This is a genomic window from Streptomyces sp. NPDC007917 (assembly GCF_042959105.1).
Lineage (GTDB): Bacteria > Actinomycetota > Actinomycetes > Streptomycetales > Streptomycetaceae > Streptomyces.
Window position 1 is genome coordinate 19573 of sequence record NZ_JBIBKK010000017.1, and the last position, 17606, is coordinate 37178.

General features: G+C 71.8%; 14 protein-coding genes. 10 read left to right on the plus strand and 4 right to left on the minus strand.

All coding sequences use genetic code 11. The features are described 5' to 3' along the window. Positions 1 to 140: 140 nt before the first annotated feature. Entirely contained in the window at positions 141 to 1559 is a 1419-nt protein-coding gene (gene radA / locus ACFZDL_RS29815; protein ID WP_353596677.1) for a DNA repair protein RadA, read from the plus strand. A 236-nt stretch (positions 1560 to 1795) separates the two neighbouring features. Beyond that, complete coding sequence (gene disA, locus ACFZDL_RS29820; RefSeq protein WP_353596694.1) at positions 1796 to 2854, plus strand: DNA integrity scanning diadenylate cyclase DisA; 1059 nt, start codon at positions 1796 to 1798, stop codon at positions 2852 to 2854. A gap of 114 nt (positions 2855 to 2968) precedes the next feature. Here the strand turns inward: disA and ACFZDL_RS29825 are convergent, their stop codons facing one another. Both ACFZDL_RS29825 and ACFZDL_RS29830 read right to left on the minus strand, forming a co-directional pair. Further along, positions 2969 to 3826, minus strand: coding sequence for a hypothetical protein (locus tag ACFZDL_RS29825; RefSeq protein ID WP_353596676.1), 858 nt, complete (start codon positions 3824 to 3826; stop codon positions 2969 to 2971). A 110-nt stretch (positions 3827 to 3936) separates the two neighbouring features. Then, positions 3937 to 4611, minus strand: coding sequence for a response regulator transcription factor (locus ACFZDL_RS29830; protein ID WP_353596693.1), 675 nt, complete (start codon positions 4609 to 4611; stop codon positions 3937 to 3939). A gap of 186 nt (positions 4612 to 4797) precedes the next feature. Between ACFZDL_RS29830 and ACFZDL_RS29835 the strand changes: the two genes are divergently transcribed. From ACFZDL_RS29835 to cseC, 5 genes are all read left to right on the plus strand, one after another. Beyond that, on the plus strand, positions 4798 to 5745 hold the full coding sequence (locus ACFZDL_RS29835) for an A/G-specific adenine glycosylase (protein WP_353596675.1): 948 nt from the start codon (positions 4798 to 4800) through the stop codon (positions 5743 to 5745). Positions 5746 to 6009: 264 nt separating this feature from the next. Then, positions 6010 to 6606, plus strand: coding sequence for a SigE family RNA polymerase sigma factor (locus ACFZDL_RS29840; protein ID WP_353596674.1), 597 nt, complete (start codon positions 6010 to 6012; stop codon positions 6604 to 6606). Continuing rightward, positions 6594 to 7505, plus strand: coding sequence for a hypothetical protein (locus ACFZDL_RS29845; protein WP_353596673.1), 912 nt, complete (start codon positions 6594 to 6596; stop codon positions 7503 to 7505). The genes ACFZDL_RS29840 and ACFZDL_RS29845 overlap by 13 nt, the downstream gene beginning before the upstream one ends. A gap of 11 nt (positions 7506 to 7516) precedes the next feature. Beyond that, positions 7517 to 8221 (plus strand): two-component system response regulator CseB, encoded by a 705-nt coding sequence (gene cseB, locus ACFZDL_RS29850; RefSeq protein ID WP_353596672.1) that lies wholly within the window; start codon positions 7517 to 7519, stop codon positions 8219 to 8221. Positions 8222 to 8228: 7 nt separating this feature from the next. Further along, a complete protein-coding gene (gene cseC, locus ACFZDL_RS29855) occupies positions 8229 to 9527 on the plus strand; it encodes a two-component system sensor histidine kinase CseC (protein WP_353596671.1) in 1299 nt (432 codons plus the stop codon). Positions 9528 to 9649: 122 nt separating this feature from the next. On the opposite strand, the gene ACFZDL_RS29860 is transcribed toward cseC, so the two are convergent. Further along, positions 9650 to 11284 (minus strand): DHA2 family efflux MFS transporter permease subunit, encoded by a 1635-nt coding sequence (locus tag ACFZDL_RS29860; protein WP_391192915.1) that lies wholly within the window; start codon positions 11282 to 11284, stop codon positions 9650 to 9652. A gap of 161 nt (positions 11285 to 11445) precedes the next feature. Between ACFZDL_RS29860 and ACFZDL_RS29865 the strand changes: the two genes are divergently transcribed. Beyond that, entirely contained in the window at positions 11446 to 12045 is a 600-nt protein-coding gene (locus tag ACFZDL_RS29865) for a helix-turn-helix domain-containing protein (RefSeq protein ID WP_353596670.1), read from the plus strand. Positions 12046 to 12209: 164 nt separating this feature from the next. On the opposite strand, the gene ACFZDL_RS29870 is transcribed toward ACFZDL_RS29865, so the two are convergent. After that, positions 12210 to 13067, minus strand: a complete 858-nt coding sequence (locus ACFZDL_RS29870; protein ID WP_353596669.1) for a M23 family metallopeptidase — start codon at positions 13065 to 13067, stop codon at positions 12210 to 12212. 464 nt (positions 13068 to 13531) lie between these two features. On the opposite strand from ACFZDL_RS29870, the gene ACFZDL_RS29875 reads away from it, so the two are divergent. Together ACFZDL_RS29875 and ACFZDL_RS29880 are read left to right on the plus strand one after the other, a co-directional pair. Further along, positions 13532 to 16642 carry an NACHT domain-containing protein gene (locus tag ACFZDL_RS29875; protein WP_353596668.1) on the plus strand — a complete coding sequence of 1037 codons (3111 nt, stop codon included), beginning with the start codon at positions 13532 to 13534 and terminating at the stop codon, positions 16640 to 16642. A gap of 40 nt (positions 16643 to 16682) precedes the next feature. Then, complete coding sequence (locus tag ACFZDL_RS29880; RefSeq protein WP_353596667.1) at positions 16683 to 17573, plus strand: helix-turn-helix domain-containing GNAT family N-acetyltransferase; 891 nt, start codon at positions 16683 to 16685, stop codon at positions 17571 to 17573. Positions 17574 to 17606: the final 33 nt, after the last annotated feature.

The following is a 17606-nucleotide window of genomic DNA, read 5'->3' on the forward strand; positions in this document are numbered from 1 at the left end:
CGGGTGACCATCTCCCTCATAAGGGGACAGCTGTCCTCCCTTCCCGCCCGGGATCTGCTACACGCGAAGCGGCGCCCGCCCACCCGCCGGTCGGCCGGGCTCCCCGCCCGGCTGTCGGTGCCCGGCGCTAGCGTTACGGCATGGCTGCCCGTAGCTCCTCCCGATCATCCGCCAAGGACCGGCCCTCCTACCGCTGTACGGAGTGCGGCTGGACCACGGCCAAATGGCTCGGCCGCTGCCCCGAGTGCCATGCGTGGGGCACGGTCGAGGAGTTCGGCGCGCCCGCGGTGCGGACGACCGCGGCCGGCCGGGTCACCTCGGCGGCCGTGCCCATCGGGCAGGTGGACGGCCGCCAGGCGACCGCCCGCTCCACGGGGGTGGACGAGCTCGACCGCGTCCTGGGCGGCGGCCTGGTCCCCGGCGCCGTGGTGCTGCTGGCCGGGGAGCCGGGGGTCGGCAAGTCGACGCTGCTGCTCGACGTCGCCGCCAAGGCCGCCACCGACGACCACCGCACCCTCTACATCACGGGCGAGGAGTCGGCGAGCCAGGTGCGGTTGCGCGCCGACCGCATCGGCGCGCTGAGCGAGCATCTTTATCTCGCCGCGGAGACCGACCTGTCGGCCGTCCTCGGCCATCTCGACTCCGTCAAGCCGTCCTTGCTGGTCCTGGACTCCGTCCAGACCGTCGCCTCCCCCGAGATCGACGGCGCGCCCGGCGGCATGGCCCAGGTGCGGGAGGTGGCCGGGGCGCTCATCCGCGCCTCCAAGGAGCGCGGCATGTCCACGCTCCTGGTCGGCCATGTGACGAAGGACGGCGCCATCGCCGGCCCCCGCCTGCTGGAGCATCTGGTGGACGTGGTGCTGCACTTCGAGGGCGACCGCCATGCCCGGCTGCGCCTGGTGCGCGGCGTGAAGAACCGCTACGGGGCGACGGACGAGGTCGGCTGCTTCGAGCTGCACGACGAGGGCATCACCGGCCTCGCCGACCCGTCCGGGCTGTTCCTCACCCGCCGTGACGAGCCGGTGCCCGGCACCTGCCTGACCGTCACCCTCGAAGGGCGCCGGCCGCTGGTGGCCGAGGTGCAGGCGCTGACCGTCGACTCCCAGATCCCGTCCCCCCGCCGCACCACCTCCGGTCTGGAGACCTCGCGGGTGTCGATGATGCTCGCCGTCCTGGAGCAGCGCGGCCGGATCAGCGCCCTCGGCAAGCGGGACATCTACAGCGCCACGGTCGGCGGCGTGAAGCTCTCCGAGCCCGCGGCCGACCTGGCCGTGGCGCTCGCGCTGGCCAGCGCGGCGAGTGACACCCCGCTGCCGAAGAACCTGGTGGCGATCGGCGAGGTGGGCCTGGCGGGAGAGGTCCGGCGGGTCACGGGCGTGCAGCGGCGGCTGGCCGAGGCCGCCCGGCTCGGCTTCACCCACGCCCTGGTGCCCGGCGACCCGGGGAAGGTCCCGGCCGGCATGCGGGTGCTGGAGGTGGCGGACATAGGGGACGCACTGCGCGTACTGCCCCGGCGCAAGCGGGCCGAGCGGGCGCCTCAGGACGAGCCGAGTGGCTGAGCCCCGGCCTGGTGAGCGCGGGCGCGGATGCCGCGCTCCCGCTCCCGCCCACGGGCGTACGCCGGGAGACCCGGCGGGAGGGCGGTGACCGCCGGTAGACTTTGCCCTGGTCTCGCCCGTACGTAGCCCGCGCACCGGCACAGCAGGGCGGCCCGCGGCAGCGAATGACCTTGCGACGGAGGAGTGCAGTGGCAGCAGGCGACCGGGCAGCGGCTCCCGGCAAAGCCGACGGTCTGATGCGCGCCTCTCTGAGCGCCGTCGCCCCGGGCACGGCGCTGCGCGACGGCCTCGAGCGGATCCTGCGGGGCCGCACCGGCGGGCTGATCGTGCTCGGCACGGACAAGACCGTCGAGTCGCTGTGCACCGGCGGCTTCGTCCTGGACGTCGAGTTCACCGCGACCCGGCTGCGCGAGCTGTGCAAGCTGGACGGCGCGCTGATCCTCGACAAGGACATCACCAAGATCGTGCGGGCGGGCGTGCAGCTCGTCCCGGACGCCGCGATCCCCACCGAGGAGACCGGCACCCGCCACCGCACCGCGCAGCGCGTCTCCATCCAGACCGGGTTCCCGGTCGTGTCCGTCAGCCAGTCGATGCGGCTGATCGCCCTGTACGTGGACGGGCAGCGCCGCGTCCTGGAGGACTCGGCCGCGATCCTCTCCCGCGCCAACCAGGCGCTGGCCACGCTCGAGCGCTACAAGCTCCGCCTCGACGAGGTCGCGGGCACGCTCTCGGCCCTGGAGATCGAGGACCTGGTCACGGTCCGCGATGTGACGGCGGTCGCACAGCGGCTGGAGATGGTCCGCCGGATCGCCACGGAGATCGCCGAGTACGTGGTGGAGCTGGGCACCGACGGCCGTCTGCTGTCGCTCCAGCTCGACGAGTTGATCGCGGGCGTGGAGCCGGAGCGCGAGCTGGTGGTCCGCGACTACGTCCCCGAGCCCACGGCCAAGCGGACCCGTACGGTCCCCGAGGCGCTGGCGGAGCTCGACCGGCTGACCCACGCCGAACTGCTGGAACTGGCCAATGTGGCCCGCGCCCTGGGCTACAGCGGTTCGCCCGAGACCCTCGACTCCGCGGTCTCGCCGCGCGGTTTCCGCCTGCTGGCGAAGGTGCCGCGGCTTCCGGGCGCCATCATCGAGCGGCTGGTGGAGCACTTCGGCGGGCTGCAGAAGCTGCTCGCCGCGAGCGTGGACGACCTGCAGATGGTGGACGGCGTGGGCGAGGCGCGGGCCCGGTCGGTGCGCGAGGGGCTGTCGCGGCTGGCGGAGTCCTCGATCCTGGAGCGGTACGTCTAGCCGCCGACGATGCGTTTGTAGTGGATATGAGACAGCGACACGCCGATGTCACGGCGTGTCGCTGTCTCATATCCACCACGGAGTCGGCGCCTGTTCGGTCGGCCGCGGCCCCGGTCAGTCCTCGTCCAGCACGAACGACACCCGCGCGATGCCCAGCCCCTCCATCTTCGCCTCGACCAGGTACGTACCGGCCTTGGCCGAAGCGCTGCCGGCCGGCGTCGCGCAGTTCTCGACGCTGCGCTTGCGGTCCCAGTGGACGGTGCGCTTGGTCTGGCCGTTGCCCGCCACCTCGACCAGCACGGACTTGCTGCCCTCCGGGCAGTCGTCGGACGCCCACACATGGTCGTTCTCGGCGTCCGTGATGGTCAGCGTCGCCGCCGCCCGGCCGAAGTCGACCTTGCAGGCGGTGTCCGAGGAGTTCTTCACGATGATCTCGAACGTCGGTTCCTCGCCCGGCCCGTACGTGTTCTTCACCCGCGAGTCCTTGACGCTGCGCACCGTCAGCTCGACCGCGCTCCGGGTGCAGGCGGGCAGGCTGGACCCGGCCGGGACGCTCCGCCCGTCCCCGATGCCCAGGCCGCCGCCGGTCCCGCCACCGCCCGCGCCGCCGTCGCCGCCCGTGCCGCCGCCGTCGCCGGTGCCGCCGCTGCCGCCGTCACCGCTGCCGCCGCCGTCAGAGCTGCCGCTGCCGCTGTCGCCGGTGCCGGTCCCGCCGTCGTCCGACTCGTCACGCCCGCCCGGCCGTTGGCTGTTGACGGGCGTGGAGGAGGTGGGCCCCGGGGTGATGGTGCTCGCGGCGCCACCGCCGCCCGACCCCTTGCCCTCGTCTCTCCCACCGCCGCCGGAACCGCCCCAGCCGAAGGCCCAGATGACGAGCAGGATGACGAGGACGAGAAGGGCCAGCGCAACAGCCCTCCGCCGCCAGTAAATGGAGGAGGGAAGCGGCCCGATCGGATTGCGCAGAGATCCCACGCGGAAACTCTACGAGAGATCCGAAGCGGCACCCGCCAATAACCACCGGTCTGCGCCCTGGTTTTCTCATTATCCGACCGAATCCCCCTCAGATACCGGCTCACCCCGCCCTATCCCGCGTCGGCGACCAGCCCCGCCTCGTACGCCACGATGGCCGCCTGGACGCGGTTTCCGACCTCCAGGCGGTCCAGGACGGCGCTGACGTACCCCTTCACCGTGCCCTCGACCAGGTGCAGCCGCCGGGCGATCTCCGCGTTCGACAGGCCCGCGCCGACCAGCGCCAGCACCTCCCGCTCCCGGGCGGTCAGGACGTCCGTACGGGCGCGGGCCGCGGCGCCCCGGGTCAGGCGCTCGCCACCGAGTTCGGTGATCACGTGGCGGGCCACCTTGGGCGACAGAAACGCCGCGCCGCCCGCCACCGCCCGCACCCCCGCGATGAGTTCGTGCGGATCGCCGGACTTCAGCAGGAAGCCGGTCGCGCCCCCGCCCAGCGCCCGCGCGATGTACGCGTCCTCGGAGAAGGTGGTGAGCATGGCGACCGCGGTGTCCGGCAGCGTGCGGCGGATCTCCTCGCACGCGGACAGCCCGTCCAGCCGGGGCATCCTGATGTCCAGCAGCGCGACGTCGGGCCGGTGGGCGCGCGCCGCCTCCACCGCCTCCCGGCCGTCGCCCGCCTCGGCGACGATCTCGATCCCGGGGCCGGCGGCCAGGACGGCCCGTACCCCGGCGCGGATCATCGCCTCGTCGTCCGCGAGCAGCACCCTGATCGTCGGCTCGTTCCCCATCCGCACCCGCCATTCCTTTCGTCACTGCCGTTCAGCGGCTGACGCTACAAGCGGGAGTACGCCGCCGCCCCTGACGAAAGTCAGGCCCGCCCGGCCACTGTCACCCCGCCATACCGCTGACACGCGCCCCGAACAGGGCCCGGCGTTTCCGGCGCGGGCGGGCGGCGTGCCAGGATCGTCGGTGACATGACTGCCATCCCCGCCGACTCCGCGCCCTCCGCCGCCCGCCACGCCGATCCCGAAGGGCGTGCCGCCCCCGACGGGGCCGCTCTCCACGCCCCCGTCATCGACTGGTTCGACGCCCACGCCCGCGATCTGCCCTGGCGCCGCCCCGAAGCCGGCCCATGGGCCGTGATGGTCAGCGAGTTCATGCTCCAGCAGACCCCGGTGAACCGAGTGCTGCCGGTGTACGAGCAGTGGCTCGCCCGCTGGCCGAGCCCCGCGGACCTCGCCGCGGACGCCCCCGGCGAGGCGGTCCGCGCCTGGGGGCGGCTCGGCTATCCACGGCGCGCGCTGCGTCTGCACGGCGCGGCGGTCGCCATACGGGAGCGGCACGGCGGTCAGGTGCCGACCGAACACGCGGAGCTGCTGGCGCTGCCGGGCGTGGGCGAGTACACGGCGGCGGCCGTGGCCTCGTTCGCGTACGGACAGCGGCACGCGGTCATGGACACCAACGTCCGCCGGGTCTTCGCCCGCGCCGTCAGCGGCCGGGAGTTCCCGCCGGACGCCACGACCGCCGCCGAGCGCAAGCTGGCCCGCGCGCTGCTCCCCGACGACGAGCCGACCGCCGCCCGTTGGGCCGCGGCGACGATGGAGCTGGGCGCGTTGGTGTGCACGGCGCGCACGCCGGACTGCGCGCGCTGCCCCATCACCGCGCAGTGCGCCTGGCGGGCGGCCGGTTCCCCGGCGCACGACGGGCCGCCGCGCCGCGGCCAGACCTACGCCGGCACGGACCGTCAGGTGCGCGGCAAGCTGCTCGCGGTGTTGCGGGAGGCGGTCGCGCCGGTGCCGCAGGCGGCGCTCGACAAGGTCTGGGGCGAGCCGGTGCAGCGGGCCCGGGCGTTGGACGGGCTGGTCGCCGACGGCCTCGTGGAGCCGCTTGACGGCGGGCTCTACCGGCTGCCGATGACCTGACGCGCCACCCGCCGGGACAACCCGCCGCGGCAGCCCGCCGCGACAGCCCGCGAGACCGTTTCTGTGACAAGGCTGTGACACGGCCACGACCCGACTCTGACACTCCGTCCGAACGGGCCCGACTGTTACACAACCTATGGGTAGCTGTGCATCCGCCGCAGGTCAGATGCACATGGCGCCGCAACAGCCGCTCCGTAGCGTCCTCTTCGTGCTCGGTGACCGCCGGGCGCACAGGGTGGGAAAACGGCGGGATGGAGGCTGGCGATGTCCGGCAGCGGCAAGGTTCTGGATTTCGAGGAGTACGTTCGCAACCGGCAGGACGCGCTGCTGCGCAGCGCCCGCCGCCTCGTCCCCGACCCGATCGAGGCGCAGGACCTCCTCCAGACCGCGCTGGTGCGTACCTACGGCCGCTGGGACGGGATAGCCGACAAGTCGCTGGCCGACGCGTATCTGCGCCGTGTCATGATCAACACCCGTACCGAGTGGTGGCGGGCCCGCAAGCTGGACGAGGTGCCGACCGAGCAGCTGCCGGACGCGCGCGTCGAGGACAGCACCGAGCAGCACGCCGACCGCGCGCTGCTGATGGACATCCTCGGAGTCCTGGCTCCCAAGCAGCGCAGCGTCGTGGTGCTGCGACACTGGGAGCAGATGACCACGGAGGAGACCGCGGAGGCGCTCGGGATGTCGACCGGCACGGTCAAGAGCACGCTGCACAGGGCGCTGGCCAGGCTGCGGCAGGAGTTGGAGAGCCGCGACCTGGACGCCCGTGCGCTCGGCCGCGAGGAAGGCGGGCAGATCCGCCGGGCCCCGCAGGACCGGCGCCGAGGCCACGAGCGGGGGCAGGACCGGTGCGCGGCCTGACCAGGGCCTCGCCTCCCAAGGACGCTCCCCACGAGGACACCCCGCACCGGCTTTTCCTGCCCCCGCGGACCACTCCCCGGACCGCTTGTCACCGGACCTCCCCTCGCCGGGCCGCCCTGATCACGGGGGGCGCGGTCGTCGGCTTCGCGGCCGTCGGCGGGCTGCTGATGGCCGGATGCGGCACCGGAGGCCAGGGGCTGCGCAAGGAAGGTCCGGCGCGTACGTCCTGGGCCCCGGAGCAGGCCGACTCCCCGGGTTCGTATGTGCACGGCACCTCCCCCACGTCGACGTCGGCCAAGCAGAAGATCGACGCCGTCGCGCTGGTCAAGAAGGACCCCAAGGTCAGCGAGCGCCTGAAGGCGAATCTGAAGCCCTGCTCGAAGACCGCTACGAAGGACGCCGGGAGCGGCGCCACACAGGACGCTCCGCAGGACTCCACGAAGGACTCCACGAAAGGCGCCACGAAGGGCGCCACAAAAGGCGCCGCCGAGGACGCTCCGCAGGACGCGAAGAAGGGCGCCACGACGACACAGGGCTACCCGATCGACGTGGCCTACGGCCGGCTGACCGGGTCCTCCGCGTCCGACCTGGTGATCAATGTGATGACCTGCACCGAGGGTTTCGGCCTCGGCTCGTATGTGTACCGCAAGGTGGGCGGGGCGTATGAGAATGTTTTCGCGGACGAGCGCCCGCCCGTCTACGCCGACACCACCAAGGGCAACCTCCGCGTCACGAAGTTGATCTACGCCTCCAACGATTCGGTCTGCTGCCCCTCGAGCGAGGACGTGACGACGTACCGGTGGGCCGAGAAGCGCCGGGAATTCCTCGTGACCGACCGCAAGACCAGGAACATCAGCGAGGACGAAACGCCCGCGCCCGACGACGGAACGGAAGGCTGAAGACAAGGCCGATGGCCGAAACCCATGTGCTCTTCGTCGAGGACGACGACGTCATCCGCGAGGCCACCCAGCTCGCCCTGGAGCGCGACGGCTTCGTCGTCACCGCCGCTCCGGACGGGCTGACCGGGCTGGAGCGGTTCCGGGCCGACCGGCCCGATATCGCGCTGCTCGATGTGATGGTCCCGGGTCTTGACGGGGTGAGCCTGTGCCGCCGTATCCGCGACGAGTCCACCGTGCCCGTGATCATGCTGTCGGCGCGCGCCGACTCGATCGACGTGGTGCTCGGCCTGGAGGCCGGCGCCGACGACTATGTGACCAAGCCCTTCGACGGCGCGGTCCTGGTCGCCCGGATCCGCGCCGTGCTGCGCCGCTTCGGGCACGCCAGCGGCCCGGGCCGGGGCGCGGAGGCGGAACCCGAGGAGCCCGAGGGCGGAGTGCTGCGCTTCGGCGACCTGGAGGTGGACCCGGAGGGGATGGAGGTCCGCCGGGCCGGTCAGCAGGTGGCGCTGACGCCGACGGAGATGCGGCTGCTGCTGGAGTTCTCGGCCGCGCCGGGCACCGTGCTCTCCCGAGACCGGCTGCTGGAGCGCGTGTGGGACTACGGCTGGGGCGGTGACACCCGGGTCGTGGACGTCCATGTGCAGCGGCTGCGCGGAAAGATAGGCCAGGACCGGATCGAGACGGTCCGCGGCTTCGGCTACAAGCTCAGGGGATGAGCGGGCGATGGTGAGGCTCGCCCTGCGCTCGGGGCTGCGCTGGAAGGTCAGTCTGGCGATCGCGGCCGTGAGCGCGCTGGTCGCCATCGCGCTGAGCCTGGTCGTGCACAACGCGGCCCGCGTCTCGATGCTCGACAACAGCCGCGCGGCGATGAACGACCAGGTGCAGGCCGCCCAGCGGATGTTCGAGAAGTACAGGATTCTCGGGTTCGGCGCGAAACTCGACGACAAGCGGCTTCCCGAGCAGCTGAAGAAGGAGGCGGCGCGCGGGCTGCGCGCCACCTACCTGGGAGACACGGGCACCGGCACCCCCGAGGTCTGGGCCTCGGTGCCGCTGCGGGACGGCCGGGTGCTGTCCGTGCACACCCAGTTCAAGGACCGCGCCCGGGTGCTGGAGGACCTCGACCGCGTCCTGGTCCTCGGCTCCGTGTCGGTGGTGATGGGCGGCATCGCGCTGGGTGTGCTCATCGGTGACCAGCTCTCCCGGCGGCTGCGCAAGGCCGCCACCGCGGCCCGCAAGCTCGCCGAGGGCGACTCCGAGGTCCGCGTGCGGGACGCGATCGGCGGCCGGGTGCGGGACGAGACCGACGACCTGGCGCGCGCCGTCGACGGCATGGCCGAGGCGCTGCAGCAGCGGCTGGAGGCCGAGCGGCGTGTGACGGCCGATATAGCGCATGAGCTGCGCACCCCCGTCACCGGCCTGCTCACCGCCGCCGAACTGCTGCCGCCCGGGCGCCCGACCGAGCTGGTACGGGACCGGGCGCAGGCGATGCGCCAGCTCGTCGAGGACGTTCTGGAGGTCGCCCGGCTGGACGGCTTCGCGGAGCGCGCCGAGTTGCAGGAGATCGCCCTCGCCGAGTTCGTCACCCGCCGGGTCCGGGTGGCGGCCCCCGACGCCCGGGTCACCGTGTTGCGCGACGCCCATGTCTCCACCGACCCCCGCCGCCTGGAGCGGATACTCGGCAATCTCCTGGCCAACGCCGCCCGCCACGGCAAGCCCCCGTTCGAGGTCACGGTGGAGGGGCGGGTGCTGCGCGTCCGCGACCACGGCCCCGGCTTCCCCGAGGCGCTGCTGAAGGACGGGCCGAGCCGCTTCCGCACCGGCAGCAAGGACCGGGCCGGCACCGGCCACGGCCTGGGCCTGACCATCGCGGTGGGCCAGGCGCGCGTGCTGGGCGCCCGGCTGACGTTCCGCAACGCCGAGCCGACGGCGGAGGGGCGGGAGGGCGCGGTCGCGGTGCTGTGGCTGCCGGAGTCCGCGCCGACCAACACGGGCAGCTTCCCGGTCATCGAGGTGCTGGACTGAGGGTCACGTAACGCACGAGGCGCACGTAGAGCGGGAGGCGTACGTAACGCGTGAGGCGCGGCCGGTGCACCCGCACCGACCGCGCCTCACGCTTTCCGTCCCGTACCGCCGGGTCAGACTGGTCAGACCGCCTCGACCATCGGCGTCTGCTCGGCCGGGGCCGGGTTCTCGCCCTTGGCCTGCGGCCCGGCCCCGCGCAGCGGGACCTCCTTGATGAACCAGGCCGCGAGGAAGCCGACGACCGCGATCACCGCGCCCCACAGGAAGACCTGGTGCGCCCCGTTCGCGACCGCGTGGGTGTACGCGTCCTGGATCTCCGGAGGCAGCTTCTTGAGGCTCTCCCGGTCGAGCTGGGCGCCGCCGGAGGTGACCGCCGCGCCCTTCTGGCCGACCCGGTCGATCATCGTGTCCTTCACCTGGTTGGTGAAGAGGGCGCCGAGGATGGCGACGCCGAAGGAGCCGCCGAGGGTGCGGAAGAGGGTGGCGGAGGAGGAGCCGACGCCCATGTCCTTCATCTCGACGCTGTTCTGCGCGATGAGCATGGAGGTCTGCATCAGGAAGCCCATGCCCGCGCCGAGCACCGCCATGTAGATGCCCGAGGTCAGGCGGGTGGTGCCGGTGTCCATCAGGGCCAGCAGGAACATGCCCACCACCATCAGGCCGCCGCCGAGGATCGGGAAGATCCGGTACTTGCCGGTCTGGGTGGTGACCCGGCCCGCGATCAGCGAGACGAACAGCATGCCCAGCAGCATCGGGAGGAGCAGCAGCCCGGAGTTGGTGGCCGTGGCGCCCTGGACGGTCTGCTGGAAGAGCGGCAGGAAGGTCATCGACCCGAACATCACGAAGCCGGTGAGGAAGCCGATCACCGTGATGAGCGAGAAGTTGCCGTTACGGAAGATGTGCAGCGGCAGCACGGGCTCGGCGACCTGCCGCTCGACGGCCACGAAGGCGACGAGCGCGGCGACCCCCAGGATGCCGAGCCCGATGATCTCGACCGAGCCCCACGCGTACTCGTTGCCGCCCCAGGTCGTGATCAGCACCAGGGCGGTGATGCCCACGGTGAGCAGCACCGCGCCGACGTAGTCGATCCGTGCCTGGGCGCGCTTCTTCGGCAGATGCAGCACCGTGGTGATCGCGGCCAGGGCTATCACGCCGAGCGGGACGTTGATGTAGAAGATCCAGCGCCAGCCGAGGTGGTCGGTGAGGGTGCCGCCGACCAGCGGTCCGCCGATCATGGCCACGGCCATCACACCGGCCATCATGCCCTGGTACCGGCCGCGCTCCCGGGGCGGGACCAGGTCACCGATGATCGCCATCACACCGACCATCAGACCGCCGGCGCCCAGGCCCTGAAGGGCCCGGAAGCCGATCAGCTGCCCCATGTCCTGGGCCGCCCCGGACAGGGCCGAACCGACCAGGAAGACCGCGATGGACGTGAGGAACATGCCCTTGCGCCCGTACATGTCGCCGAGCTTTCCCCAGATGGGGGTGGAGGCGGCGGTCGCCAGGGTGTACGCGGTGACCACCCAGGAGAGGTGTTCGAGCCCGCCGAGCTCGCCGACGATGGTCGGCATCGCGGTGCCGACGATCATGTTGTCGAGCATCGCGAGCAGCATGGCGATCATCAGCGCGAAGATCACCACACCCGTGGAGCGGGGCTTGCGGCCGGACGCGGCCTCCCCGCCGGACTGCGGGGCTTCCGCGCTGGACTGCGGCGACGCGGATGGTGCTCCGCCTCCGGACTGTTTCTCGGACATTCTCTCCACTTCCCCCCTGGGGTGCGGCCAATTGCTGCGACCGGCTACTTACTTGCCGCCCGGCTAGTTGAGTACAGTGGAGAAGGTACGGCGTCTACTAGCCGGGCGTCAAGTAAGTTCTGTTCGGCCGCGCACGGCCCCCACGACCACAGGAGAGCACGATGGGCAACACACCGCAGGCGCGCCGGGGCGACACCCGGCAGCGCATCCAGGACGTGGCCTTGGAGCTCTTCGCCGAGCAGGGCTACGAGAAGACCTCGCTACGCGAGATCGCCGAGCGGCTCGAGGTCACCAAGGCCGCGCTGTACTACCACTTCAAGACCAAGGAAGACATCCTCATCAGCCTGTTCCAGGACCTGGCCCGGCCGGTGGACGAACTGCTCGCCTGGGGCCGGCAGCAGCCCCGGACCCTGGAGACCAAGCAGGAGCTGATGCGCCGCTACAGCGTGGCTCTCGAAAGCGCCCTCCCGCTGTTCCGGTTCATGCAGCAGAACCAGGCCGCGATGAGCCATCTGCGCCCCGGCGAAACCCTCAAGGACCGCATGATCGCCGTGGGCGACCTGCTGAGGGACCCCGACGCCCCGCTGACCGACCAGGTCCGCAGCCTCAGCGCCCTCTTCGTCATGCATACGTCCCAGTTCGCCATGCAGCACATCGACGCCGACGCCGAGGAGAAGCGGAAGGCCGCCCTCGAAGTCGCCCTCGATCTACTGGCCCAGGCACACGCGCAGGAGAGGCCCGACACCCCGGACGCGGCCTGACGCGGCCGGAAGGGCTGTCGCCGGGACCTCGGAAGGGTTGTCGCCGGGAACCCGGAAGGGCTGACGCCGGGAACCCGGAAGGGCTGACGCCGGGAACCCGGAAAGGCTGTCGCCGGGACCCGCCCCGTGTCGGGCCCCGGCGGAGCACATCGGCCCGGGATGGATCAGACCTTGACGCCGTGCGAGCGCAGGAAGGCCAGCGGCTCGACGGCCGAGCCGTAGTTCGGCGTCGTACGGATCTCGAAGTGCAGGTGCGGCCCGGTCGTGTTGCCGGTGTTCCCGGAGAGGCCTATCTCCTGACCGGTCGTCACGGTCTGGCCCACCGACACCTTCACCAGCGACAGGTGCGCGTACTGCGAGTACGTGTTGTCGTCGTGCTTGATGACGATGGCGTTGCCGTACGCCGGGCCGTCACCGGCGCCGTTGCCGCCGGCCTTGACCACGACGCCCCCGTGGACGGCGCGCACCTGGGTGCCGCTCGGCACGACGAAGTCCTGCCCGCTGTGGTTGTGAGCCCACAGGTTGCCCGCGAGCCCGAAAGCGGCGCCGATCTGGTACGAGGCGACCGGCGTCACCCAGGAGGCGGCCTTGGCCTCGGCGGCCTTCTTGGCGGCCTCGGCGGCCTTCTGGCGCGCCAGGGCGGCCTGCCGCGCCTTCGCCGCGGCCTCGGCCGCCGCCTTCTTCTCCGCGGCCTTCTTCGCGGCGGCCAGCTCCTCGGCCTTCTTCTTCGCCGCGGCCTCCTTGGCGGCCTTCTCGGCCGCCGCCTTCTTCGCGGCCGCCTTCTCGGCGTCGATCGCCTTCTGCAGGGCGTCCGCCTGCGCCTGCACCGAATTGCCCAGGTCGGCGGCCGGGGCCACCGACAGCACGCCGCCGCCCTGCGTCGAGTCCGCGGCGAACGAGACGCCCGCCCCCAGCGCCAGCGACGCCCCCATGCCCGCGGCCAGCACAGCGGCGCGGGTACGCAGGGCGGTCTTGCTCGTTTTACGGGATTCAAGGTGCCGGGATTTGGCGCGCGGGGACATAGGGGGACTACCTCCGGAAACATGAGTGAGTCCCGGCCGGGGACCGGAACGGACGTTCTTTCGTAACCCGGCCGAGCCATGAGGCCAAGCCCCGTCACTACTAATCTGCGCCGTACGAAAAGCGGTCGCAGCCGCAATTCGCCCCCGGCTCCGATCCCGGCCCGATATTCGCGATCACGCAACCGAGAATCCGGATCATCAACCTCCGGTGACCGGTTTGACCTGGCACAATGAGAGATTCTCCGATCGCAGACACAAACCCCGCCCCCGCTTGTGACCGCACGCGCGCCCCATAGTCGAAGGTATTCACTATTTCCCGTAGTAGATCCTCGGCGGCCTGTGTGCGATATCACCGCGCCATAAGATCGCCGATCATCGGCCCCGGGCATTCGATGTCCGTTTCGGGACCAAAGGCCATACGGTCCTGTACGCTGTCCGCACCAAACCATCGGGGGGATGGGAACGTGGATCCCGCAGCCATCGGCGCTCGCCTCACCTCGGCCGCTGTCACGCCGCTGATCAAGAAACTCTTCGTACAGGAGGCGCCGGGCGCCGGGCTCGTCGACAAACCGGTCCGGGTCTCGGGGCTCGTCTCGTTCAAGGGCGAGAAGCGCACGCTGACGGAGAAGAACCTCCAGAAGATCGCCGCCCAGCTGGTCGCCCAGGCCGTCCAGCACGCCGGACCGGGGGAACGGCCGTGCCCCGCCGACGAGGACGAGATCGTCGCCATGCACCTGGCCACGACCCTGCGGGCGCTGGGCGAACTGGACATGGACGACGTGCAGGCCGTACGGCTCGGCCACCGCGCCCTCGCCCGCACGCTCATCGACGCCACCCTGGCCAAGGGCAGCAAGCTCTTTCTCAGCCAGGCCGGAACAGCGCTCTACAGGGGCCTGCTGGACACCGCCTGCCTGCACATCCTGCACTTCTTCACCCAGCGCTCGACCTTCGTCGCCCGCACCCTGGTCGAACAGAGCGGCCAGCTGACCGACCTCATCACCAAAATCGACATCCTGATCGAGCGCATCCCCTCCCAGTCCGCCGAGGACGCGGGCTTCGAAAAGGACTACGCCGACTTCGTACAGAAGAAGTACGGGACGCTGACCATCGTCGGCATCGACCTCAGCCACGCGGAGGCCAGCTGGCCCCTGGACGCCGCGTATCTCAGCCTGGAGGCGATCGTCCCGGCGCGCGGCCGGTCCGCGACGGTGCTCGACGGGGAGATCACCGCGCTCGACGGGGAGGTCACCGCGCTCGACGGGGAGATCACGGCCGCCCCCGAGGCCCCCGTCCCCGCCGACCAGGCCCTGTCCGGCCACAGCCGGGTCCTGCTCCGCGGCGTCGCGGGCTCCGGCAAGACCACCCTCGTCCAGTGGCTCGCCGTCTGCGCCGCGCGCCAGGAGCCGCCGCGCGGCATGGAGCAGCTGATCGGCCGCGTCCCCTTCGTCCTGCCGCTGCGCACCATCGCCCGCCAGGAGACCCTTCCCACCCCCGACCGCTTCCTCGCCGCCGTCCACAACCCCCGGCACGGTGCCCAGCCCGCCCGCTGGGCCGACCGCGTGCTGAGCGCCGGGCGCGGGCTGCTGCTCATCGACGGGATCGACGAGATCCCCGAGCGCGACCGGGAGCGCACCCGCGCCTGGCTGAGCGATCTCCTCCTCGCCTATCCGAACAACCTCTGGCTGGTCACCTCCCGCCCCTCCGCCGTCGCCGACGACTGGCTGGAGGCCGAGGGCTTCGCCGAGTTCGCCCTGGCCCCCATGAGCCACGACGACCTCGGCGCCTTCATCGACCGCTGGCACGACGCCGCCCGCGCGACCTGCCGTACGGACGAGGAGCGCACCGCCCTCGACGGCTACCAGGCGGCCCTGCACACCGCCGTACGCACCAAGCAGGACCTCGGGCTCCTCGCCACCAACCCCCTGATGTGCGGCCTGATCTGCGCCCTGCACCGGGCGCGCCGCGGCTATCTGCCGCCCGGCCGCAAGGCGCTGTACGACGCGGCGCTGTCCATGCTCCTCACCCGGCGCGACACCGAACGCCACATCTACGCCCCCGGCGACGTCCAGCTCGACGAGGAGCCGCAGATCCAGCTCCTCCAGCGGCTCGCGTACTACCTCATCCGCAACGGCGAGGCGGAGCTCGACCGCGACCGGGCGGAGCGCATCATCGCCGACGCCCTGTCCTCCGTCCCCGCAGCCGCCGCGCTCGGCGGCCCCCCGCGCATCCTGAGCCATCTGCTGCTGCGCAGCGGTCTGCTCCGCGAACCGTCCGTCGGCACGATCGACTTCGTCCACCGCACGTTCCAGGACTTCCTCGGCGCGAAGGCGGCCGTGGAGGAGGAGGACTTCGGGCTGCTCGTCGAGCACGCCGCCGACGCCCAGTGGGAGGACGTCATCCGCATGGCGGTCGCCCACGCCCGCCCGCGCGAACGGGCCAAGCTCCTCAACAAGCTGCTGATCCGGGCCAGGAACAACCCCGACTCGGGGCTCCGCGTCTTCCTGCTGGCTTTCGCGTGCCTGGAGCACGCGCCCGACCTGGACCCCGGGGTGCGCGACGAGGTCACCTGGCACGCCAAAGGGTTCATCCCGCCCCTGGACGCGGCGCGCGCCCGCGAAATGGCGCAGGTGGGCCCCCTCGTCCTGGAGCTCCTGCCGCCGCCGGGCGAGCTCACCGACGACCAGGCCTACTCCTGCGTGGTCACCGCCTCCCACATCGGCACCGACGCGGCCATCCCCTACCTCTCCCGGTTCACCGACCACCCCTCGCTGCTCGTCCGCTCACAACTCACGGCGAGCTGGGGGAGGTTCGACACCGAGCGCTACTTCACCGAGGTGATCGCCCGCCTCGCCCCGGACGACCTGTACTTCACGGCGGAGACGTGGGAGCATCTGCGCCTCCTCGACAGCATGGGCGGCGTGTCCAAGCTCCAGCTGCGCGGCGACTTCAGCGAGGAGGAGCTGCGTGCCAACCACTCGCTCGCCCAGGTCACCCATCTGAGGCTGGACCGGAATCGTGCTCTCACCGACCTGAGCGCCCTGAGCCATCTGTCGAGCCTGCGCACCCTCGTCCTGACCAGGTGTGTCGGGGTCCACGACCTGACGCCGCTGTCCGCGCTGTCGCTCCGGAGCCTCGACGTCGCCAGGTCGCCGGCGAAGGGAGGGCCGCTCCTCAGCGGTCTGGACACGCTGGCGACGCTGAAGCATCTGAAGATCGACATCACCGCCAGCGAGATCCCGCCGTCCCTCTTCCCCCACCAGATCACCTGGCTCGACCTGCACGTCTTCGCATCGTTCCTGGACACCACCTGGATCGCCGAGGCGTTCCCCGAACTCCGCCAGCTGGGCATCACCTTCCGGAACGGCGGCTCGGACAGGGCCCGGCTGGACCTGACCCCCCTGGCCGCTCTTCCCGCCCTCGAGGCGGTCATCGTCGCCCGCGCGGAGATCACCGGCGCCGAGTCGCTCACCGATGTCACGGTCACGGCGCTCGACGCCGTGCCGTTGAGCACGGGCCTCCCGGCCGACCCCGTCGGCCCCGTCGGCCCCGTCGGCCCCGCGGCCGACGTCACGTAACGACTGGCAGCCTCATGCATTCTCTGACTAGAGTCAGAGAATGCATGAGGCACAGATCTCCCAGGTGCGCCGGTTCAACCGCACCGTCACCGAGCGCGTGGGCGTCCTCCACGACCACTACCTGGGCCGCGACCGGCCCATCGGCGAAGCCCGGCTCCTGTGGGAGATCGGCGAGCAGGGCCAGGACGTACGGCGGCTGCGCGAGCGCCTCGGGCTCGACTCGGGATACGCCAGCCGGCTGCTGCGCGCCCTGGAGGCCGACGGCCTGGTGACGCTGGAACCCCTCCCGGAGGACAGAAGGGTGCGCACCGTCCGGCTCACCGAGGCGGGCCGCGCGGAGCGCGCCACGCTCGACCGCCGCAGCGACGAACTCGCCGGCTCCCTGCTGGAACCCCTCAACGCCACCCAGCGGGCCCGGCTGGTGACGGCCATGGCCGAGGTCGACCGGCTGCTCACCGCCGCCACGGTCACCGTGGAGGTGGTCGACCCGGACCACCCCGACGCCCAGCACTGCCTGCGGTCCTACTTCACCGAACTGCAGGAGCGCTTCGACACCGGCTTCGACCCCGCGCGCAGCCTGCTGCCCGACGCGGGCGAGCTCCGCCCCCCGCGCGGCCTGTTCCTCGTCGCCCGGCTGCACGGCGAACCCGTCGGCTGCGCCGGCCTGAAGCTGCCGCCCACCGCCCCGGCCGAAATCAAACGCATGTGGGTCGCCCCCCACACGCGCGGCCTCGGCCTCGCCCGCCGGTTCCTCGCCGAACTGGAGACACGGGCCGCCGAACACGGCCGCGACGTGCTGCGCCTGGACACCAACAAGGCGCTCGATGCGGCGATCGGGCTGTACCACTCCTTCGGCTTCCAGGAGGTGCCGGCCTTCAACGACGAGCCGTACGCCCACCACTGGTTCGAGAAGCGCATCACCAAGGGCTGACCGCCGAAGACCGAGCCCCCCGGCAACCCCCAG

What these genes read in the sequence shown, in the direction of transcription:
- ACFZDL_RS29880 (WP_353596667.1), top strand. Translation starts at nt 16,683, where the DNA reads ATGCATGAGGCACAGATCTCCCAGGTGCGCCGGTTCAACCGCACCGTC.
- disA (WP_353596694.1), top strand. Translation starts at nt 1,796, where the DNA reads ATGCGCGCCTCTCTGAGCGCCGTCGCCCCGGGCACGGCGCTGCGCGAC.
- ACFZDL_RS29840 (WP_353596674.1), top strand. Translation starts at nt 6,010, where the DNA reads ATGTCCGGCAGCGGCAAGGTTCTGGATTTCGAGGAGTACGTTCGCAAC.
- ACFZDL_RS29835 (WP_353596675.1), top strand. Translation starts at nt 4,798, where the DNA reads ATGACTGCCATCCCCGCCGACTCCGCGCCCTCCGCCGCCCGCCACGCC.
- ACFZDL_RS29860 (WP_391192915.1), bottom strand. Translation starts at nt 11,284, where the DNA reads ATGTCCGAGAAACAGTCCGGAGGCGGAGCACCATCCGCGTCGCCGCAG.
- cseB (WP_353596672.1), top strand. Translation starts at nt 7,517, where the DNA reads ATGGCCGAAACCCATGTGCTCTTCGTCGAGGACGACGACGTCATCCGC.
- ACFZDL_RS29830 (WP_353596693.1), bottom strand. Translation starts at nt 4,611, where the DNA reads ATGGGGAACGAGCCGACGATCAGGGTGCTGCTCGCGGACGACGAGGCG.
- ACFZDL_RS29865 (WP_353596670.1), top strand. Translation starts at nt 11,446, where the DNA reads ATGGGCAACACACCGCAGGCGCGCCGGGGCGACACCCGGCAGCGCATC.
- radA (WP_353596677.1), top strand. Translation starts at nt 141, where the DNA reads ATGGCTGCCCGTAGCTCCTCCCGATCATCCGCCAAGGACCGGCCCTCC.
- ACFZDL_RS29870 (WP_353596669.1), bottom strand. Translation starts at nt 13,067, where the DNA reads ATGTCCCCGCGCGCCAAATCCCGGCACCTTGAATCCCGTAAAACGAGC.
- cseC (WP_353596671.1), top strand. Translation starts at nt 8,229, where the DNA reads ATGGTGAGGCTCGCCCTGCGCTCGGGGCTGCGCTGGAAGGTCAGTCTG.